Below are 22,238 nucleotides of genomic sequence, written 5' to 3' on the forward strand. Positions count from 1 at the left end.
AATTAGTGGTTGGCAGTGTTTAGTTTTGCCTAGTCTTGGTGTAATTGTCAACAACGTGTTCCAGCAGACCTTCGCAAGCGTCTAGCAGTAAATCAATCACCTTATTAAAACCCTCTGGTCCACCGTAGTATGGATCGGGGACTGAGCGCTCGGTGTGATGACGGGCAAAATCACACATTAGCCTTACTTTATCTTTATACTTCCCAGCTGGATCAAGAGAGATAATATCTTCGTAGTTTTGCTGATCCATAGCCAAAATCAGGTCAAATTCTTCCAAGTCAGACCGATTAAACTGCCGTGCTTTCCCCTGGAGTACAATCCCCCGACGTTTGGCAGCTGCTGTCATACGCCGATCTGGGGGAGAGCCAATATGATAACTGGAAGTACCAGCGGAATCGCAGACAATTTGCTCAGAAAGATTTGCTTGTGCTATCAAGTGATTCATGATGTTCTCAGCTGAGGGAGAACGGCAGATATTACCAAGGCAGACAAAGAGTAACTTGCAGGGCATGAGTATATTAATTGGTCAACTACGAGCTGCGCCGTGTTAAGTTTAGCAACGAAATTGCTCTATGGGATAGTTGAACCCATGTGGTGCGATGTCGCTTCATGGTTCAATGTCTAGCAACGCAGTGATTTAAAGACACCAACTTATAAAGGGATACCTCCTAATTTAACGGTTATGCAAGGAAGAGATTTACTATTTAAGTCGCGCCGTAGCCTTTACCGCAAGCGCCGCCGACGGTTTAACCTACTGACGATGCTCGCAGGGATAGTTCTAAGTTTGATGATTGTGGAATTGTTGGCTCGTTTATTAGTGGCTGCGGTCGGCAAAATTAATGAGATAGCTACCTACAAGGGGGCACCCAGAGATTTCACTGTTTACCGTCCCAAGTTCGTTGACCAGACACAGCAGCTTTATGATGGATTACCAGACATTGGTGATCTAGCTGTCCAACGGGATTTAGCTGTAGGTTACAGTTTATTGGGGAAGCAACAGAGCGATTTCTGGCGCATTAATGAGCAGGGTTTCCGGGACGACGACCCCGTTCCCTTGGTCAAACCCAAAAATGAAATTCGGATTTTTTTGTTAGGTGGCTCGACAGCCTTCGGTCAAGGGAATGCCAATAATCAAGTTACCATAGCCAGCTTCTTAGAAGCTCGTCTCAATGAACGGATAAAACAGCAAAGGCGTTCCCCACAGAAATACCGGCCAATGACTTTACCCCCTTCTGAACCGGAATTAAAGCAAGCACTTGCTCTGCCGCCAAAGATTCGAAATGGTAAGTATCGTGTCATCAACGCCGCAGTACCAGGGTATACCTCTGGCAATGCACTAGCTCAGTTAGCTCTCAAGATTTTACCTTACAGTCCAGACGCAGTAATAGTGTTGGGTGGATACACAGACTTGATCACCCCCAGTGACCAAAATTTAACAGATATTCCTAACACAGAAGCCTTCTTACAAAACGCTACTGGGCATTTTTGGACTTATCTCACCCAGCAGTTGAAGCATTTAGTTACAAAAACTTATCTCGCTAAAGCAATCACATACTGGGTCTTTGATCCTCAGCCGTCAGTGAGTCAGCGCTCTCTAGTGGTGAGGGGGGACGTTATGCCACTGAAGAAGTATCTTCCTCAGGAATCCGATGAACTGGAACGTCGATTAACGCGCTATCGCAATAACCTCAGACATATGCTGCGTTTAACAGCAGGACAGCGAATTCCTTTACTAGTTGCTGTCCAACCAGAAATCACTGGTCGTGGCAACAAAACGATCAAACCAGCAGAAAAGGAAATTTTGCAGCAGTTAGGAAAGGTTTACCAAAAACAAGTGCAAGCCAATTATCCCAAATTGGTAGTAGCGGGTCAGCAACTGGAGAAAGATTTTCCCAAAAATATCAAGGTTCTCAACTTGTACACAATTTATCAAAACTTTCCCGAACTCGCCTTTCATGATGCCATTCACTTGACAGAAGCAGCCAATATACAGGTGGCTAAGAGCTTATATTATGGACTGACGTCACTGCCAAAGCTACAGGTAGCTTCGTTTTACTCAAATCTTGATAAATAGTCACCTAGTGTAAGCCTTGGCAATTCCCGGTAATTTCCTGGAATTGCCCACTAGGTTGCAGACTCAGGATTTGCTCCTACGTTGCTTTGGTTATGACACCTAGGGGTGAACTCCAGCCCCTAGCTCTGTCGCCAATCATTAAGACAAAGGCAAAACGTGTGGTTGGCAAAACACAAGCCATAGCAACATTGTCGTTCGCGTAGCGGGACGAAGTCCGGAACACATTACCAATTTTGAGGCATTTAACAATGCAAAATTATGTATTTGTTATTGACACAAATAAACAACCATTGAATCCTATCTCACCAAAAAAAGCTCAGAGATGAAACCTTAGGACAGTGGAGCCTTAATCAAAAAGTTTTAACCCTTTTATGCATAGCCGACTAACCATAAAGGCTCCACTGTCCTTACGGTAACTTCAAACCGGTTACTAGATAAAGGGAAGGCGGCGGTTTTCAGAATGTACCCGTTCACGATCATCTTGAAAACTGCGGTTAATAATCCCACCATCTCACCCTGCCAAATCAAGATTGATCCTGGCAGCAAGGTTACTGGATTTGCCTTAGTCCAAAACAACCAAGTTATTTGGGGAATGGAATTAGAACACAGAGGAGGGTTGATCAAGAAAAAACTAGAGTCTAGAAGAGCAGTAAGGCGTGGAAGACGCAATCGTAATACCCGCTACAGGAAACCCAGATTCCTTAACCGTAGGCGTCCAGAAGGTTGGCTTGCCCCTAGTTTAGAGCACCGGGTTTTGACTATTGAAACTTGGGTGAAACGATTAATTAAGTTTTGCCCGGTTGATGAGATTTGGATCGAAAGAGTTAAGTTTGATACCCAAAAAATACAAAACCCTGAAATCAATGGTGTTGAGTACCAACAAGGGGAATTAGCTGGGTATGAGGTCAGAGAGTACTTACTAGAGAAATGGGGAAGGGAATGCACTTATTGTGGCAAGCAAAATGCACCCTTACAGATTGAACACATTCACCCGAAATCTAAAGGTGGAAGTAATCGCGTAAGTAATCTTTGTTTGGCTTGCGAAAAGTGCAATCAACGAAAAGGGGACAAGCCTGTAGAGGACTTCCTAAAAAAGAAGCCGAACCTGCTCCAAAAGATTAAGACTAAAGCCAAGCAGCCATTAAAGGATGCGGCGGCGGTTAATGCAACCCGCAACAAGCTAGTAAAAGTGCTCCGAAGCGTAAAACCTGTAGTAACTGGGACGGGAGCACAAACTAAGTACAACCGGACGAAACTAGGACTACCTAAACAGCACGCTTATTGATGCCGCTTGTGTTGGGGATATTGAGACTTTAACTTTGATAACCTCTCAACCTCTTCTAGTAACCTGCTTTGGACAAGGAGGAAGGCAAAAAGCGGCACTTAACAAGTACGGCTACCCCATTAGACATAATCCATTGAAACCGATTAAGGGTTGGTGCAGTGGAGATATAGCTAAAAACCTTTTAACTGGGGAGTTTGGAAGGGTAAACCCTAGAAGCAAGAGTAACTCCTTTAATTACACAGTCCCTGGGAAAAAGGCCATAAGCTTGCATGTAAAGAATTTGATCAGAGTCCACAGGAAAGATGGTTATACTTATGGATTTTGCCGATGAATACCAGGAACTGCCTAAAAATGGTCTTCCTATTACGTCCAGGCATTAATAGGATATTCGGCATGAGGTTTGGACCCATTTAGAATGATTAATTTCCTCATGCCTTTAGTTTTTTCCTACGGAATCCCGAGCGGGGATTGACCGATCAGGTTATAAACCTGGCAAATTTAACCCACTGGTAAGTTGTTCCATTCGTTCCCGCATAGTGGCTGTGGAGGTCTCATAGGCATTTTTCATGGCTGCTAACACCAGTTCAGATAAAGCCTCAGCTCCTTGATTGATAGCATCCTCAGAAATCTCTACACGTAGGGGTTCCTGATTGCCACTGAGAAACACCTTCACCTTACCGTCTTCCCCTGATGTTCCCTCAATTTCCATTTGCTCCAACTCATCCTGGAGCTCTTTGGCACCCTTTTGAACTTCTTGAGCTTTTTTGAACGCTTCGGCTAGTTCTTTCATCTTGCCGAGACCGAGACCAAATCCTTTTCCTTTGTCTTGTGTCATAAAAAATCCCAGTTAAGTTTAGAAACCCCATGTCTAATGACCGGGGATGAAAAACAAACGTCAAGCGCGGTTTTAACCCCTGGCCAGGTCAGCACTAAGCCCAGTCTATGGGCAAGGGGCGCGCTGACATTATAAATCTTGTGGTGATTAACTTTTATCTATTGTGTATCTATCGTGTATCTATTGTGATGCTATTTGACTTTTCCTCACCTTAACAGCAATAGGAAACAGGGGAATAAATTCCCGGTTTCCTTATTCATACATGGGCTGAAGCGATATAGTTAACTTCCTGCCGTTCTTTTCTAGTTTAGCCAAGCACAAATATAAACTAAAAATTGATCATGTTGGTGATCAGCTTGGTGATCAGCTTGGTGATCAGCTTGGTGATCAGCTTTGAACTGATTCCCCAACAGGATCGGTTTTGGGATATCCACTGGAACCATAGCAGGGGATAAATCCCCTCGCTGGTTTTTATCCCTGCTCTAAAGACATAGGGCTTTCAACTGCTAGTTTTTTGGTAAAATCACCTAAAATCCTCACTTCTGGCTCTAACCACAGTGACCAGTGCTTTTCTACTTGCTCCTGTATATGGTGGATCATGCGGAAGATATCGCTAGCCTTAGCATCACCACAGTTCAGTATAAAGTTGGCATGGCGTTCAGCTATTCTAGCACCACCAATTTGGTAGCCTTTTAGACCAATTTGTTCAATTAGCCAACCAGCAGCATAGGGGTCAGGGTTGCGGAACACACTGCCACAACTAGGTAGGTGGTAAGGTTGGGTAGTGTGTCGTCTTGCCAAATGCTCCGATGTCAGTGAGCGCACCTGTTTTGGGTCAGCACCTGGTTTTAACTGAAATGTGGCCTGGGTGACTATGCGATCGCTACCTTGAAGGATTGAGGTGCGATAGCTAAAGCCTAGGTCTTCGCTACTGAGTTGCGCCATTGATCCATCAGGAGATAGAACATCTGTATTAAACAGAAGATCAGCTGTGGAACTTTTGTGGGCACCAGCATTCATCACCACAGCACCACCAACGGTTCCAGGTATGCCCACAGCCCACTCTAGCCCTTCCCAGCCTCGTTTGGCAGCCTGCCATGCTAGACTGGCAATCGGTACACCAGCACTGGCGGTAATTCTGCCTGTATCTGCATCAAAGTGAGTATGGCGCAGATAGCGAGTACAAATTACCAAACCCGGCAAACCGATATCGCTGACTAGAAGGTTGGAACCCGCCCCTAACAGGGTTAGGGGTAATTTTTGGGAGTGAGCCCACTGGAAACTAGATTGTAGGTCTTCTAGGCTCCGAGGGGCGACGTACCACTGAGCTGGACCTCCCACACGAAATGAGGTGAATTTGGCTAAGGATACCTGGGACTGTAGTGGACAATTGGTTCCTGGAATATACAACTGTAACTGGGAAGGAGTTTTTTTCTGGGTTAGCACGCTAGTTATCATCAGGAAAATCAGGGTAGAGATTCGGAGCTACACGCAATGAAAATAATGCCGATTGGTTTTTGGCAGTGGAATTGGCTGAAGTTGCTAGGGGGTAGAGTACCCAGAATAGTTCGTGGAAAGTTGATTCACGAGTATACTAGAGGCTTGAGATCAATCCGACCATTCTGTAGGTCTATAGTTAAGATTCCCTAGCTTGATTCACAATTATTGATGCTTTTGGGCTAAATTTTGCTTAACTAACCCATTGTCAGGCTGTTGGTAAAACCCCATGACCTTAGGAATAATCTGATTCAGATTACCGGCTCCCAAGAATAGGGCTAAGTCCCCAGGACAGAGAATTTGGTTCAGAAACTCTACCACTGATTCGAGAGTTGGTTTGTAATGTACATCCTTGTGGTTAGATGCGATCGCCTGATAAAGGTTTTCCCCACTAATTTCTCCTAAATCTGGTTCCCCAGCACTGTAGATATCACTGATAACCACCAAGTCAGCGTTACTAAAGGAAACACTAAACTCCGGGAGAAACCTCAGGGTCCGACTATATCGGTGGGGTTGGAAAATTGCAATTATTCGCTGGTCAGCTTTGACCTGGATTCTTGCGGCAGCTAGGGTTGCCTTAATTTCACTGGGGTGGTGAGCATAGTCATCCACAAAACTAATATCATTGCACCTGCCCCGCAGCTCAAATCGGCGTTTGGCTCCCTCAAAGCTAGCGATCCCGGAGGCAATTGCCTCAAACTCCAATCCCAAATTTCGTCCTACTGCTACTGCGGCTAGGGCATTGCTGAGATTATGTTTACCCAGCAATTTCAGCTCCAACCGACCTAAAACCTGATTGCCTTCCCAAACTCTGGCGGTAGTGCCATTAGCTTCATAAGTTACATCATCAACGCTATAGTCGGCCCCCATATCTCGCCGTAGACTATAGCTGATATTCGGTTTTAGTTGCGTACGCACTGTCTCGCAATCAATACATCCCACTAAATTTTTACAGCGCTTCGCGAAAGTCTGGAATATTTCAACAACCTCCTCTAACTTCTGGTAATGGTCTGGATGATCCAGCTCAATATTGGTTACTACACCAATCTCGGCGGAGAGCTTAACCAACGAACCATCGGATTCATCAGCCTCAGCAACCAGTAATGGTCCATTTCCCAGCCTGGCATTACCACCGATAGCATCCACCTCACCACCGATAATCATGGTGGGGTCACAACCGGCTTGCCACAGTAGATACCCGAGCAAACTACTGGTTGTAGTTTTCCCATGAGTCCCAGCGACTGCTATACTGTAATAGTCTTCAATCAACGCCCCTAGTAAATCTGAGCGATGAAAAATCGGGCAACCTAGCTTTAAAGCTGCCTGGTACTCAGAGTTCAATGGGTTAATTGCTGTTGAACAGATAACTTGAGGCAAGCCTAAACAGGGATCAGCTACAGATATAGTCTGACTTGATTGTGAGATTTCTGTGATGGCTTTTGGGTTCAAACTCGTGCTAACTTTCTGATCTGCTACGTCTTCACAAGCTGGTGCGTTCCTTGATTGGAAAAATTCTAAGTTGGCAGCACACTGCTGTCTGAAGATATGAGCACCTACTCCTTGCAAACGTTGCGTGATATGTGTTGTCCGAGTATCTGAGCCGGATACTCGGAATTGGCGTTTGGCTAGGATGTAGGCAAGAGCTGACATCCCGATTCCGCCAATACCAATGAAATGAAATGGTTTACTACTGAAATCAACAGTCTTTGGCATTTTAACTCCTTACACACCACACCGCACACGCCTAATTTGCCAATAACACGCGCTATCATATCAGGAAAAATAGAGATCGAGGAATAATTTTTGATAAATAAGTACATCTGTACTGTAAAACAGGGGAATAATACCTAAAGTTTGATAACGTAACTGTTACATAACTGATTCTTGAGTACCTAGATTGTCGTCTATATTACACGTCAACCAGACTTCTCAATCCGGAAAAACGTCCCAAGACCCATAAACACCCATAAAATAGCACTAGAACAGAGCTAGTGGTGATTTTTTGGCTTATCCCCATCACTGCCTCCTTTGGGGGTAATGGATCTACATACCAAACTAATCGGTTGAGACTGGTTAGGGGAGAGGGGTTTGGGGATGGTGTGAGTAAAATCAGGTTGCCGAGGCAATATCAGATCTGTGCCATCCCCAGAGCGGAATCTCCTGCCAAAACCTCCAGCTTTGGAGATAAGTATACCCATCTGGCTTCAAAACGAGTACATCAAACCAGATTAGTTCAGTAAAAGTTTCAAATTGTTTCAGCCTTTGCGATATTATTGGAATCATTAAGAAAATATTTACTTTGAATTACAGAGGGCAAGAAGTAGTGATTAGAGTAGCGATCAATGGTTTTGGACGCATCGGACGCAACTTTATGAGATGCTGGCTGACTAGGGAGAATAGCCAGTTAGATATAGTGGGAATCAATGATACCTCTGATCCCAAGACAAATGCCCATCTGCTCAAATACGACTCAATGTTGGGCAAACTTGATGCAGATATCAGTTGTGATCAAAATTCAATAACAGCTAATGGAAAAACTGTCAAGTGTGTATCCGACCGGAACCCCTTGAACTTGCCCTGGGACTCTTGGGGTGTTGACCTAGTTATCGAAGCTACTGGTGTCTTCCGAGATCAGGATGGAGCTGGCAAGCATATAGCTGCTGGTGCTAAGAAAGTGCTAATCACTGCTCCTGGCAAAGGAGACGTCCCCACCTATGTCATGGGTGTTAATCACGAAGACTACATCCACGAAGGAACTGACGTGATTAGCAATGCTAGCTGTACTACTAACTGTCTAGCTCCCTTTGCCAAAGTACTGCATCAACAGTTTGGCATTATCAAAGGAACAATGACCACAACCCACAGCTACACTGGGGACCAGCGGCTTCTTGATGCGAGTCACCGGGATGTACGTCGGGCTCGGGCAGCAGCGCTCAACATTGTCCCTACCTCTACTGGTGCGGCCAAAGCGGTAGCCCTAGTGATTCCCGAACTGAAAGGGAAACTCAACGGTATTGCTCTGCGGGTGCCAACTCCCAATGTGTCTATCGTTGACTTGGTAGTTCAAGTCGAGAAAAGTACCATTGCTGAGCAGGTCAATCAAGTCCTCAAAGAAGCAGCTGAAGGCCCACTCAACGGAATTTTGGCTTACGGTGACGAACCTCTTGTTTCCTGTGATTACAGGGGTCATGATGCTTCGTCAATTGTGGATTCTAGCTTAACTATGGTCATGGGTGGCGATATGGTTAAGGTAGTTGCCTGGTATGACAATGAGTGGGGCTACTCTCAGCGGGTTGTAGATTTGGCTGAGTTAGTTGCCCAAAAATGGTCGAATTAGTTGTTAGAGGTTAGTTTGTAAAGCAGGAGTTTGGGGAAGAGTGTTGATTCGTTAGGGTTCATAGTTGATTGAACCAATACGTTGAACCTATTCCCCTCTCTCGCTCTAACTTATTAGATTTTGAAACAGCCCTGCTCCCTTAACCGTTTCAATCACCTTCTTTGAAGGATGGGAGCGGTAAATAAACTGTAAATAAGCATCATCTAGAGTCTTTGTCTAGCTCGCTTAGCTAAACCCAGAACTTTTGCTTTGCCAGCATTTTGGGAAAACCCTAATCCTAAACGAAATATTTCTGAAACGTAATACTTATCGCCGTCAGCGATAATGACCCCATTTTGCTTAAGGAGGCTAATGTCTTCTGTAGATAAGCCAATACTTTCTAGTTGAAAAGGGCTTTTTTTCTGTACTTCAGGTAATTGACGTAATTTATTAAATACTCTTTTTAAGGGTTCATTTTCTAGTTCTATTTCTTCAATTTTTGCTTTGCTACAATCAGCCAAAGAATCTCGAATTGCTTTGGGAACTAGAATTCGGTCTTGCCAATAATTCTTATCATCAATGAAAATGGATTTTTCCGCAGCAATTTTCAGAAGACGCACGACATCCCTAGACTGAATTTGTCCATTGTAGTCAGATAATGCGGCAATTACAAACGGAGCAGAACGTGCTTGTTTAGAGCGATCCTTTCCTAGCTTTTTGCCCCACAAGGGTCTTAAAGTTTCCGTCAGTTCTGCTTCATTCATATCTTGAAGTTCGGCTGGCTTTAACTTTAACGAAATCTTAGCTTTATCGGCAACCCAAGCAACTAATCTCAATACAGTTTCTTCATTCCACCTTAACCTATAAGGCTTATAGCGAGACATCATTTGACCGGAATTTTGACGGACAGAAGCGGTTAAAATATCTTGTCTGACAAAAATAATAATTCCTAAACAACGAAAGGGTTGTTGTTCCAGCCATTGAGGAACATCTTGCAATAAAGCTCGTAAAGCAGTTTGTTGAGCTTTGTGCTGAGCAAATTCTTGAAATAAGTCTTCCAATCCATCAATTACAGCTACTATCTTTTGTTTATTCTGTGCTATATACTTAGGTAAATCGCGACCGTTGCCTGTCATACCTAGACTCTTGGCAATCACATCCAACCAGCGATCGCGCCATTGACCTTCATGTAAATTCTGTTCACATCCTTCTCGAATATAGTCTTTAATCTCACTGTCATCGACGGGAGGTGTCAACCCTATCTGTTTAGCACAATCTTTCCGTCCTTTATCTACTATTTTTTTTGCTTTATCATTGAGATTATTTGAAGCGATAATTGGTGCGATCAAGGCTGTGCTATCTACATTACTTACTCCCACATCTTCTCTAAATTTTTGCCATTCTTTTCTGCGTATAATTTGCATAAACGTATAAGTTTTACCCGAACCCTTGGCTCCAATAACAACAGTGATTGGAATCTGGTTTCGATAATCATTAGCTAAATTTTCTAAAGACTCAGTAACCAGAAAATCATCAGTCTCAGCACCCTCTGCATAAATCATTTTATCGGCTATATCTCTCAAGCTTTCTCTTTGAGACTGTGAACTTATAGGTTCATCTGCTTGATTCGAGTTATTTAAATTATCAGGCAGCCATTCCAATAAAGGATGTAGTAAATCAATTAATTGAGAACTTGCCAAGTGCTGCCAAACATCTTGCCAAGAATTAGATAAAATCTGTAACCTTTCAGTAAATGGAGTGGTAAGTCTAATTGGTTCACTATCTTCTCCCAGCAATGGTTGAATTGCTTCTAATATTGTTTGTTCTGATTCAATAACTAAACTTTTAGCTCTTTCATCTGGAGGGACTTTAGTGAAAATAAAACCAGGGGAAGGGTCTTGATCTCGCGTTGATGGTGCTAGTTTAGCAATTAATTCTAAAAGCCTCGCAGTTCCACTGATGGATTGTCCGCTTAAAGTAGAGACAAAGATCCGATAGACTCGCGGATCTAAAATTAATCCTGCTGCTAATTCCGAGAGTCCTGCTGGCAAATCTACTAAAACGACATTGACTCCTAAGGCTTTGCCGAGAAGAGCTAAACTATCCGTTAATATAAAAGGGTTTTTATGGCCTTTAATTAGATGTTCTGGCTTAATGGCTAAGCCAGTCAATCGGCTATTAACACGAAAGGAAGGTAATATATAGATTCCGTCTACTAAAGCATTCTGAATTTTTTGGGTTGCTAAGTCAATAGTTTGCTCTGCGTCTGGAGAAGGGTCTCCATGAATTAAGGCAATAATATCGGCAAAACAAATAGGAGGATAAGGCAGCCTAGATTCTAATAACCAACTAATTCCAGGAGCCTCTAAATCCCCATCAATCAAAAGAACTTTTTGCTTGGCGTTGATTAAAGCTTGTGCTAGGGCCAGAGCATGAATTGTTCGACCCACACCACCTTTAAAAGAATGAAAGGCAACTACCGGAGGTAAATCATCTGGGAAGATATCCGGTGCTTGAAGCTTCTCAGTTCGTTGCCAAATAACAGTAGGTCTAGCTAGATTGGGGATAAGTTTATTAGGACTTGGGGGTTCTTCCTCTGTTTCTTCTAAAATAATCGGTAAGGTGCGCTGATTGCCCTCAGCACTTTCGAGGATAATACAATCATTACCCTGTTGGCCATTGTCTTGAAATCGAGGATCGTAGATTTCCTGGAGCCATGTTTTGACTGAGTGTTGAGTACCAGGACGAATACCGAGAACTAATTCATCCCAATACCCTCTAGCCCAAACTAAGTCTTCTGGCCATTGCTCTTGCTCTTGCGATCGCAACAAGACTTCTTCTACATCTACCCAGGTGTACAATCGAATATCTGATGGAATCATCGTTATATATTCTTTTTAATCCAATTACAAAGCTGATGGAGCCAATTGATTAAGTCTTCTTCATCTTCTTTCTTTATTGATTGACTGTGAGATAATCCTGGGCCGGGTTGAGGGCAATAAGCCCTCTCTCCCTTATTACTGGGGTAAAGTTTGCAGGCGCACCGCTTGCGCGAAGGTCAAAGTTATCGGTCGGTATAGCGCTACGCGCAAGGCAAGAGGAATCCCCCCTAACCCCCCTTAATAAGGGGGGCAGGCAAGAGGCAAAAGTTGACGTGCATTAGCTTAGGTGCGCTTGACCCATTAAGAATTTAATTCGCCACGGGTCGCACTTTGTCAGCTTTTATCAATGTCAAACACCTTAATGCGTAGTGCTATACTATCCGACCAGCACTGTTTTACCCCTCAAAGAAACGATTAGGACAGATTTATTGACCAGAAATTTCTCCCATAGCGGCTCCTACAGAGCATCCCAAAATTCCTGTTCACCGTTGATAACAGGGTCAAAGGTAAAAATTAAAAATATTTTATTATAACTAATTATCGACCAAACAGGCAGCTAAATTAGAAACTATTCCCGGTTTGGCTTCAACCCAATGAGTAATATGATCTCCGGATAATTCCCCTTAATAAAAATCTCCCCATCTGACCATCTGACACCCGATCTATCTTTGACGAGCCATGTCACAGCCCTGCTATCAGTTGAGGGGTTGAGAGCAGTTTTGAGGAGATCACCCTTGACTTATCTCTGATAATCATTTAATGTATCAAGTGTTTGAAAAAATTGGGATTGTGTAATGGTTACAGGGACAACGGTTGAGCCAAAAATCCATCTAACCGAACAACGAACCTACTGGCAGCAAAGGCTATCAGGGGATTTACCATTGTTAGAAATCCCAATAGATTATCCACGTTTATCGGTGTCATCAGTAAAGGAATCAACAGAAGTCACCGAGCTGGATAGAGAGTTTTACCAAGAAATAAAAACCATAAGCGATCGCTTCAAGGTCAGCTCATTTACCTTCCTCCTGACCGCCTTTAAAATTATGTGGCTCCGTTATACGGGCATCGAAGATTTCATCATCGGGTCTGTGGCAACTAGCGTAAAGGAATCCAGGGGTTTGAAGACCTCCCAGGAAGGGGAACACCAGGGTGGAGTTAGGATTAATCCGATTGCCTTGCGGACAGATCTAAGCAGTGATGAAAGCAATGATATCAGTGGGAAAGAAGTTTTAAAGCGGGTTAGCCAAACCGTTGAAGAAGCTGCCTTATATCGAGATTACCCATTTGAGGAACTCCTCAAGGGGATGAACAGAAATGAGGAATTAGCAGAAGAATTAGCAAAAGCCTCGATTTTTCAAGTGATGTTGGTGTGGTGCGATCAACCATTCCCTCACACGCAGACAGCAATTAGCGAAGCAGAACTCAAAGAAATATCAGCCTACACCAGCCAGTGCGATCTAGTGGTGGTAGCTAAAGAAAAAGAAGGAAAATTAACATTAAGCTGGCAATACAACACAGAGTTATTTAAATCCGACTCAATTAGGCGAATGTTGGGGCATTGGCTTTCCTTGCTACAAGCAATGATCGCCAATCCAGACCAATCTATTGCGACGATGCCCCTATTAACTGAAGCCGAACGGCAGCAACTGCTGGTGGAATGGAACGATACCTCAGCAGAGTATCCCCAAGATAAATGTATCCATCAGTTGTTTGAACAGCAAGTTGAACGCACCCCAGATGCAGTAGCTGTAGTATTTGAAGAGGAACAACTAACTTACCGAGAACTGAACCAACGAGCCAATCAACTGGCTCGCTATTTACAAGAACTGGGTGTAGCACCAGAAGTATTGGTGGGGATATGTGTTGAGCGTACGCACCAAATGCTGGTGGGACTATTGGCAATCCTCAAAGCAGGTGGGGCTTATGTGCCCTTAGATCCAGCCTATCCCCAAGAGCGCTTGGCCTATATGTTAGAAGATGCCCAAGCACCAGTATTATTGACTGATTCGTCCTTAGTTACCAATCAAGAGTCATTAGTTGCCGACAAAGAACAATTAACAATAGTTTGCTTAGATACTGATTGGGAACTCATCTCTCAACAAAGCCAGGGAAACACCGATAGTGGCGTAAAGCCCGAAAACTTAGCCTATACAATCTACACCTCTGGTTCCACAGGCAAACCCAAGGGAGTGCAAATTCCTCATCAATCCGTAGTCAACTTTTTAACCTCCATGGCCCAACGGCCTGGATTAAGGTCACAGGATACTCTGGTAGCAGTTACCACCATATCCTTTGATATTGCCGGACTAGAACTTTACCTGCCCCTTAGTGTTGGAGCCAAGATAGTTTTGGTCAGCCGTGAAGTAGCTTCTTCCGGGCAGTTGTTGGGCAAACTGATTAAAGATTGTGACGCTACGGTGATGCAAGCCACTCCAGCCACCTGGTATTTGCTGTTAGCATCCGGTTGGGAAGGTATCCGAGGGTTAAAAATCCTTTGTGGTGGCGAAGCATTACCCTCAGAACTCGCGGATCAGCTCTTAGATAGGAAAGCTTCCCTGTGGAATATGTACGGTCCTACAGAAGCAACTATCTGGTCAACTGTCCACGAAGTAGGCAAACAGAGGCAATCTCAACAAGCTAAAGATGCCCCAGAATCAATCGGCCAACCCATTGCCAATACGCAAATCTATATCCTCGATGCCCATCTGATGCCAGTTCCCATTGGAGTCGTTGGGGAACTACACATTGGTGGCGCTGGTCTGGCTAGAGGTTATCGTAATCGTCCAGATTTAACCAAAGAAAAATTTATTAGCAATCCCTTTGATGCATCAAAATCAGAACGCCTTTACAAAACTGGAGATTTAGCCCGTTACTTGCCTGATGGCAAGATCGAGTTTCTCGGTCGTATCGATCATCAAGTCAAAGTTCGCGGCTTCCGCATTGAACTTGGAGAAATCGAATCAGTCCTGAACCGACATTCTGGAGTACATCAAAGTGTCGTTGTTGCCCAGGAAAACCAAGGCAATGGTGTTTCAGGAGGGGATAAACGGCTGGTAGCTTATATTGTTGCCAATCCCAACTACGAAGGTAGTGAAGAGAAAGACGAAAGCGAAGCCCAAGCTATCCAAGAGCAATGGCAAGAGTTGTGGAACCTGGCTTATAGCCAAGAAGCAACCGAAGCCGATCCCACCTTCAACATCAGTGGTTGGAACGACAGCTATAGTGGTGCGCCTATCCCAGCTACCCACATGCGCGAATGGGTAGAGGGGACAGTTGAGAGGATTCTCTCCTGTAAACCCAACCGTGTACTAGAAATTGGTTGCGGAACTGGGATGTTGTTATTTCGGATTGCGCCCCATACCTCCTCTTACTGCGGTGTAGATATTGCTCCCCAAGCCCTGCGCTATATCCAGGAACAAATGGATAAATTGGAGGGCAGTTGGTCTCATGTCGAGCTGCGCCAGGGTTATGCTGACAAAGCTGTTCAGGAAATTGAAGTAGGAGAATTTGACACCTTAATCATTAACTCAGTGGTGCAACTTTTCCCCGGTATTGATTACTTAGTAGACGTGATTGAAACCGCAGCGAAGTTGCTAAAACCTGGGGGAAGCATTGTCATTGGAGATGTACGTAGTTTGACCTTGTTAGAAGCGTTCCACGCCTCTGTGCAACTCCAGCAAGCTCCCACCTCCTTGACCAAAAAGCAATTGCTGCAGCGAGTGCGCAAAAGTATAGTCCAAGAGGGGCAAATGGCCATCGACCCGGGCTTTTTCACGGCCTTGGGGGCACATCTGCCCCAAATTAGTGACGTCCAAATACAGCTCAGGCGGGGGCGTTACCAGAATGAAATGAGCAAATTCCGCTATGATGCTATTCTTCATGTCGGTAAAGATATTTCTCCGACAGCACAGCCGAGCTGGTTGAACTGGGAAGAGGCGAAAGATAATGGTAATGACAACCATTTGAGGTATATCCAGGAACTACTGGTGGAACAAGAGCCAGAGGTGCTAGGTGTCAAGGGAGTACCTAATGGCCGTTTATCTGAAGAAATTCAGCTTCTGGAACTGCTACACAATGGAGAAACTGCTACGGTAGGTCAACTAAGGGAAAACCTCCAACAGTTAAAGGTCGATGGGATAGAACCAGAAGATTGGTGGGAATTAAGCGATAAACTTCCTTATACCATTGCCATTAACTGGTCTGAGCAGGAAGCTAAAGGGCGCTACGATGTCCTATTTCAAAAAGGCACATCTGCCCCCAAGTTCCCCATGTCCTCCTCTGGTCATTTACCCTGGACAGCCTATGCTAATAATCCCTTACAAGGACAAGTAGCCAGCCAATTGGAACCAGAATTACGCCGTTATTTGCACAAAAATCTACCGGACTACATGGTTCCGGCTGGCTTTGTGACCCTAGAGGAAATGCCTCTGACCCCCAATGGCAAGGTAAACCGCCGGGCACTGCCTGCCCCAGACCGGTCTCGTCCTGATTTGGCAACAGCTCTAGTGATGCCCCAGTCAGAAACAGAGCAAGTAATAGCAAAGGTATGGCAAGAAGTCCTGCAGTTAGAGGTAGTGGGGATTAAGGATAATTTCTTTGAACTAGGTGGTAATTCTTTACTCCTAACCCAGGTTTATAACAAATTAACAGGAACGTTTGGCTCCCAACTATCCATTGTCAAGCTGTTTCAATACTCAACCATACAGAGTTTGGCTCAAAATTTAAGTCAGGTACAAAAAGAAGAACTAACTCTGAGTGACCGTAAACCAAAGAAAAGGAAAACCAAAACTGAAACTGAAATAGCCATCATTGGCATGTCTGGTCGTTTCCCAGGTGCTAATAATATTGATGAATTTTGGCAAAATCTGCGAGATGGGATCGAATCCATTTCCTTTTTTGGTGAGCAGGAATTGGAATTAGAGGACACCACCTTATTGAATCAGCCTAACTACGTCAATGCAGGGGCTTTTTTACCTGGTGTTGAGGAGTTTGATGCTTCTTTCTTTGGCTACAGCGCCAAGGAAGCAGAAATTATGGATCCCCAACAGCGGATTTTCTTAGAATGTGCTTGGGAAGCTCTAGAAACGGCTGGCTACAATCCTCAAACCTATCAAGGAGCGGTAGGGGTTTATGCTGGTTCGGGCATGAATACTTACTTAATCAACAATGTTCATCCTAACCGCAGTTTTTCCCCCCAACGCACCTTTTTAGGTTCAGCCTTCGATCTTCAGGTAAGGTTAGCAAATGGTAAGGATTTTCTGCCCACAAGGGTTTCTTACAAGTTGAATTTAACTGGGCCAAGCGTTAACGTACAAACGGCTTGTTCTACTTCCCTAGTGGCAGTACATATGGCTTGCCAAACTCTGCAAAGCGGCGAATGTGACATAGCTCTGGCAGGAGGTGTTGCGGTTACAGTTCCCCAGAAGACGGGCTATCTCTATCAAGAGGATATGATTTTTTCTGACGATGGTCACTGCCGAGCTTTTGATGCTGAAGCGAAGGGAACTGTGTTTGGGAATGGAGTTGGTATTGTTATCCTCAAATTACTCAGCAAAGCCATTGAAGATGGGGATAATATCCAAGCTGTCATTAAAGGTTCTGCAGTTAATAATGATGGAGCCTTGAAGGTGGGCTATACAGCTCCCAGCGTGGAGGGTCAACTAGAGGTAATTTCATCGGCTATGGCAGAAGCTGAGGTAGATGCTAGTACGGTTACTTATGTAGAAACCCACGGAACAGGAACAGCTCTCGGAGACCCGATTGAAATAGGAGCGCTAAGCCAAGCATTTGCCAAGATTACTGATAAAAAGGGCTTTTGTGCCATTGGCTCAGTAAAAACTAACATTGGACATTTGATTGAAGCAGCAGGAATTGCCGGACTGATTAAAACAGTATTGGCCTTAAAACACAAGCAAATACCGCCAACGCTCCACTTTAAACAAGCTAATCCCAACATTGATTTTGAAAATAGCCCCTTCTACGTTAATACGAAATTTTCTGAATGGGAAAGGAATGGAACTCCCCGCCGCGCTGGAGTGAGTTCTTTTGGGATGGGAGGAACCAATGCCCATGTGGTTTTGGAAGAAGCACCCTCACAATTCAAAATTCAAAATTCAAAATTCAAAAATGAGCGTCCAAGGCATGTTTTGACACTATCGGCGAAAACAGATCAGGCTTTACGAGAGTTGGCACAACGTTATGTCAATTATCTTGATGGTGCTCAAGATGCAGAGTTGGGTGATATTTGTTTTACGGCTAATACAGGACGCAAGCACTTTAACCATCGTTTAGCGGTTGTGGCTGAATCATTACAGCAGCTACAGGAACAATTGGCAGCTTTTCCGCCATCGATGGTTCATGTAGTAAATACTCAGCAAAAACCAAACGCGATCGCTTTTATGTTTACTGGGCAAGGTTCCCAGTATATGGGTATGGGTCGTCAACTCTACGAAACCCAACCTACTTTCCGGGAAGCCCTCGAACGCTGCGACCAAATCCTGCGCTCTTATCTAGACCAATCTTTACTAGAAGTAATTTATCCCGACTCTGACCAGTCACTAGCCACTGATAACTGGTCACTGAATCAGACGGCTTATACCCAACCGGCTTTATTTGCGATCGCATATTCCCTATTCCAGTTGTGGAAATCTTGGGGCATAGAACCCGATGTAGTCATGGGTCATAGCGTAGGGGAATATGTCGCTGCTTGTGTGGCTGGAGTGTTTAGTCTAGAAGATGGCCTGAAACTGATTGCCGAACGGGGAAGGCTAATGCAGGCTTTACCTCAAGATGGGGAGATGGTCTCTTTAATGGCTTCATTAGAACAAGCGATCGCAGCCATTAAACCCTATGAAAAAGATGTTGCTATTGCTGCGATTAATGGCGATGAAAGTATCGTAATTTCTGGAAAACGCGAAGCAATTAATGCCGTTATTACCACCCTGGAAGCTGATGGCATCAAGACCAAAAAATTAACGGTATCCCATGCTTTCCACTCGCCCTTGATGGAGCCAATACTGCAAGAGTTTGAGCATGTGGCTCGACAAATCAGCTTTTCTTCACCACAAATTAAGTTGATTTCCAATGTTACTGGGAAAGTAGCAAAAGAAGAGATAGCAACCCCAGGTTATTGGTGTCGTCATATTCTCCAGCCAGTCCAATTTGCTGCTAGTATGAATACTTTGGAACAGCAGGGTGTGGAAGTATTGCTAGAGATGGGTCCCAAACCAATCCTCTTGGGCATGGGTCGCGACTGTTTACCGGAACATCAGGGATTGTGGCTTCCTAGTTTGCGTCCTCAACAAGATGATTGGCAACAGCTCCTGACCAGTTTGGGTCAACTCTATGTCCAGGGAATATCGGTAGATTGGTTTGGTTTTGATCAAGACTATGGGCGCTGTCGGGAACAACTCCCTACTTATCCCTTCCAGCGGCAACGCTATTGGGTAGAAGCTCCTGATTGGTATCGGCAGGGAGTACTTCCTCAGGCAAATGGTAACGGTAACGGTAATGGTAATGGTAATGGTAATGGTAAAACCAGCTACCACGAAGCACTACCAAAAACCCCCAAGAAATCTCTGGAAAATTGGCTTTATGAGGTAGAGTGGCGTATCAAAGAGCGTCAGAGTTCTGCACTACTCAAGCCGAAGAAGTGGCTCGTATTTACTGATAGTCAAGGAGTTGGCCAGCAGTTAGTTGCCTTACTCCAGTCCCAAGATCACGGATGTACAGTTGTCTTCCCTGGTAAGGAGTACGAACAGATAGCTGAGCAAACCTTCAGGATAGACCCTGCTAATCCTCAACACTATCAGCAGCTCTGGGAGAAAATATCGAACATTGATGGGGTGGTACATCTATGGAGCTTAGATTCCTCCCTTGACCTAGAGTTAGCCTCAAGGATTAGCTGTGGCAGTACTTTATATCTAATCCAAACTCTCCTGAAGCAAGATGGGTTACCTCCTCGCTTATGGTTTGCTACCCGAGGAGCCCAAGCAGTGGGAGCAAATCCTGCTGTGCCTGGAGTGGCTCAATCTCCCTTATGGGGCATGGGAAAAGTTATTGCTTTAGAATACCCAGAATTCAATTCCGTCCTGGTGGATTTAGACCCCAACCCAGCAGTGGATGAGATACAAACCCTATGGGAAGAAATTCAGTCAGAGGATAAAGAAGACCAAGTAGCATTTCGCAACCAAGCTCGTTATGTAGCTAGGCTAGTATCTCGATCCCCTGTTGTTGAAACAAACAAGCCTCTGGTGTTCCACAATGATCGCAGCTATCTAATTACTGGTGGTTTAGGAGATTTAGGTTTACTGGTAGCCCAGTGGATGGTGGAACAAGGGGCAAAAAACCTGGTGCTAGTAGGACGAAGTAGCCCTAAACCAGCGATCGAGCATAAGTTAAAAAAGCTAGAAAACTCAGGTGCTCGGGTGGTAGTAGCCCAAGCAGATGTGTCTAATGCAGGGCAAGTTACCGAGTTACTAACTAAGATAGAGCAATCCTCGCTTCCTCTAGGGGGTATAGTTCACGCCGCTGGAGTTGTTGAGTTCAGCGGACTGTCGCAGCAAGATTGGCAGCGCTTTGCCCAAGTTCTGGTTGCCAAAGTACAGGGAACGTGGAATCTACATGCTCTTACCCAAAACCAGCCTTTGGATTTCTTTGTCTGTTTTTCCTCCATTGCCTCCTTATTAGGTTCTCACGGTCTAGGGAGCTATGGGGCAGCTAATGCCTTTCTCGATTCAATAGCAGCTCATCGTCAAGCCTTGGGATTACCTGCTTTAACCGTTAATTGGGGACCTTGGGGTGAGCTAGGAATGGGGGCAAAACTGAGTACTGACCATCAGGGGCGAATAGCTGCTTGGGGGCTGGCAAACGTAGCTCCAAAGCAGGGATTGTTTGCACTGGAACAACTGCTTCAACAAGATCTAGCACAAGTAGGTGTAATGTCAGTGGACTGGGATAAGTGGCTACGGCAATTCCACAGTCTGCCACCTTTCTATGAAGATGTTGCGCCAAATACTACTGTAAATACTACTGTCAGGGAAACAAATCTTGATTTTAAGACAGAATTAGAGGCAGTTCCGGCTAAGCAACGTCGGGATTTGTTAGTAGAGCGCGTTCGTACCCAAGTTGCTAAAACCTTAGGATTAAGTTCTCCAGATCAAATAGAACTGGGGCAAAGGTTAATTGATTTGGGTCTGGATTCTCTAATGGCAGTTCAGTTGAGGAATCATCTCCAATCTAGCGTGGGCTGCTCTCTACGTTCAACTGTACTATTTGACTATCCAACCATAGAGGCAATGGTTGATTATTTATCCCAAGAAGTTTTTGCTGATCTCGATTCGCCAAGCCTAGCAACCCAAAATAATTCCACCGGTAACGACTCCTTCCTTTCTACCTTAGTGCCCATTCAGCCCGAGGGGTCAAAGCCTCCTTTATTCTTGGTTTCCGGAATTCTTGGCAATGTCTTTGACTTCCAGCAGTTGGCACGTCATCTAGATTCGGAACAACCGTTATATGGTTTGCGTACCCTTGGTCTTGAGGAGGACTTCCAACCTTATACTCGTATGGCAGATATTGCTGCCCACCATATTAAAGCCCTACAAGCAGTTCAACCCAACGGCCCCTATCTACTAGGGGGTCATTCTTTTGGAGGCAAAGTGGCTTTCGAGATGGCTCAACAATTATGGAATCAAGGACAGGAAGTATCTTTGCTGGCCATGATGGATATTCAGGTAGAGGTTCCGGCTCCAGAAAAAGATGCAGCTCAATGGGATAATACCAAGTGCATAACCAACCTAGCCAGTATTTATGAAAGCATTTTGGGTCAAAACCTCAAGATTTCGCCAAAAATACTCCAGTCTCTAGATGGAGATGAACAACTGAGTTATCTCCTGGAACAATTGCAAAAGGCTGGACAGATGTTGAGCAAAACTGAGTTGAAGCGAATTCTGGCAGTTTATAAGGCTAATACTCAAGCCAGTGCGAGCTATCTACCCCAGAAGATTGATTCAACTCCGATTAACTTCTTCCGAGCCAGTGAGGTTGGTGCTTTAGGGGATTATTTACCTAATCAGTTAACTACCCTAAAAGATCCAACCTGGGGCTGGGACCGACTTTCTGCTCAACCCTTAGAATTTCATGTTGTCCCAGGGAACCATTTCTCTATGGTAACCGAACCCCATATTTCAGTTTTAGCTCAACAGCTACAATACTGCCTAGATAAAGCACAGGCAAGAGTAGGTTAGTCTTTTCTATTTCCCTGCCTCAGCTAGGAAAAGCCTAGCTGAGGATTTCACCTCAAATTGGGGGGTGCATCTCAATGCATGGAAAAATACGACCATTGAAGGCTA

10 protein-coding genes are annotated in these 22,238 nt (G+C 44.6%); 4 read left to right on the top strand and 6 right to left on the bottom strand.

The features are described 5' to 3' along the window. Positions 1–19: 19 nt before the first annotated feature. On the bottom strand, positions 20–511 hold the full coding sequence (locus F6J90_RS27695) for a low molecular weight protein-tyrosine-phosphatase (protein ID WP_293101036.1): 492 nt from the start codon (positions 509–511) through the stop codon (positions 20–22). A gap of 171 nt (positions 512–682) precedes the next feature. Between F6J90_RS27695 and F6J90_RS27700 the strand changes: the two genes are divergently transcribed. Both F6J90_RS27700 and iscB read left to right on the top strand, forming a co-directional pair. After that, positions 683–2,074, top strand: a complete 1,392-nt coding sequence (locus F6J90_RS27700) for an SGNH/GDSL hydrolase family protein (protein WP_293101039.1) — start codon at positions 683–685, stop codon at positions 2,072–2,074. 460 nt (positions 2,075–2,534) lie between these two features. Further along, positions 2,535–3,359 carry an RNA-guided endonuclease IscB gene (iscB, locus tag F6J90_RS27705; RefSeq protein ID WP_293101042.1) on the top strand — a complete coding sequence of 275 codons (825 nt, stop codon included), beginning with the start codon at positions 2,535–2,537 and terminating at the stop codon, positions 3,357–3,359. A 481-nt stretch (positions 3,360–3,840) separates the two neighbouring features. Here the strand turns inward: iscB and F6J90_RS27710 are convergent, their stop codons facing one another. From F6J90_RS27710 to F6J90_RS27725, 4 genes are all read right to left on the bottom strand, one after another. Next, positions 3,841–4,194 (bottom strand): YbaB/EbfC family nucleoid-associated protein, encoded by a 354-nt coding sequence (locus F6J90_RS27710; RefSeq protein ID WP_071103211.1) that lies wholly within the window; start codon positions 4,192–4,194, stop codon positions 3,841–3,843. Between the two features lie 471 nt (positions 4,195–4,665). Beyond that, a complete protein-coding gene (gene murB / locus F6J90_RS27715; protein ID WP_293101045.1) occupies positions 4,666–5,652 on the bottom strand; it encodes a UDP-N-acetylmuramate dehydrogenase in 987 nt (328 codons plus the stop codon). 204 nt (positions 5,653–5,856) lie between these two features. Next, positions 5,857–7,404 carry a UDP-N-acetylmuramate--L-alanine ligase gene (gene murC, locus F6J90_RS27720; protein ID WP_293101048.1) on the bottom strand — a complete coding sequence of 516 codons (1,548 nt, stop codon included), beginning with the start codon at positions 7,402–7,404 and terminating at the stop codon, positions 5,857–5,859. A 275-nt stretch (positions 7,405–7,679) separates the two neighbouring features. Beyond that, positions 7,680–7,889, bottom strand: coding sequence for a hypothetical protein (locus F6J90_RS27725; protein WP_293101050.1), 210 nt, complete (start codon positions 7,887–7,889; stop codon positions 7,680–7,682). Between the two features lie 125 nt (positions 7,890–8,014). Between F6J90_RS27725 and F6J90_RS27730 the strand changes: the two genes are divergently transcribed. Further along, on the top strand, positions 8,015–9,028 hold the full coding sequence (locus tag F6J90_RS27730; RefSeq protein ID WP_293103226.1) for a type I glyceraldehyde-3-phosphate dehydrogenase: 1,014 nt from the start codon (positions 8,015–8,017) through the stop codon (positions 9,026–9,028). 203 nt (positions 9,029–9,231) lie between these two features. On the opposite strand, the gene F6J90_RS27735 is transcribed toward F6J90_RS27730, so the two are convergent. After that, positions 9,232–11,889, bottom strand: a complete 2,658-nt coding sequence (locus F6J90_RS27735) for an AAA family ATPase (protein WP_293101053.1) — start codon at positions 11,887–11,889, stop codon at positions 9,232–9,234. Positions 11,890–12,683: 794 nt separating this feature from the next. Here F6J90_RS27735 and F6J90_RS27740 point away from each other — a divergent pair. Next, the gene (locus F6J90_RS27740) at positions 12,684–22,133 is read left to right on the top strand and encodes a non-ribosomal peptide synthetase/type I polyketide synthase (RefSeq protein WP_293101056.1); all 9,450 of its coding nucleotides are present in this window, start codon (positions 12,684–12,686) and stop codon (positions 22,131–22,133) included. The last annotated feature ends 105 nt before the right edge of the window (positions 22,134–22,238 follow it).

It is taken from the genome of Moorena sp. SIOASIH (assembly GCF_010671925.1).
Taxonomy (GTDB): domain Bacteria; phylum Cyanobacteriota; class Cyanobacteriia; order Cyanobacteriales; family Coleofasciculaceae; genus Moorena.

What these genes read in the sequence shown, in the direction of transcription:
- F6J90_RS27695 (WP_293101036.1), bottom strand. Translation starts at nt 511, where the DNA reads ATGCCCTGCAAGTTACTCTTTGTCTGCCTTGGTAATATCTGCCGTTCT.
- F6J90_RS27700 (WP_293101039.1), top strand. Translation starts at nt 683, where the DNA reads ATGCAAGGAAGAGATTTACTATTTAAGTCGCGCCGTAGCCTTTACCGC.
- iscB (WP_293101042.1), top strand. Translation starts at nt 2,535, where the DNA reads ATGTACCCGTTCACGATCATCTTGAAAACTGCGGTTAATAATCCCACC.
- F6J90_RS27710 (WP_071103211.1), bottom strand. Translation starts at nt 4,194, where the DNA reads ATGACACAAGACAAAGGAAAAGGATTTGGTCTCGGTCTCGGCAAGATG.
- murB (WP_293101045.1), bottom strand. Translation starts at nt 5,652, where the DNA reads ATGATAACTAGCGTGCTAACCCAGAAAAAAACTCCTTCCCAGTTACAG.
- murC (WP_293101048.1), bottom strand. Translation starts at nt 7,404, where the DNA reads ATGCCAAAGACTGTTGATTTCAGTAGTAAACCATTTCATTTCATTGGT.
- F6J90_RS27725 (WP_293101050.1), bottom strand. Translation starts at nt 7,889, where the DNA reads ATGGGTATACTTATCTCCAAAGCTGGAGGTTTTGGCAGGAGATTCCGC.
- F6J90_RS27735 (WP_293101053.1), bottom strand. Translation starts at nt 11,889, where the DNA reads ATGATTCCATCAGATATTCGATTGTACACCTGGGTAGATGTAGAAGAA.
- F6J90_RS27740 (WP_293101056.1), top strand. Translation starts at nt 12,684, where the DNA reads ATGGTTACAGGGACAACGGTTGAGCCAAAAATCCATCTAACCGAACAA.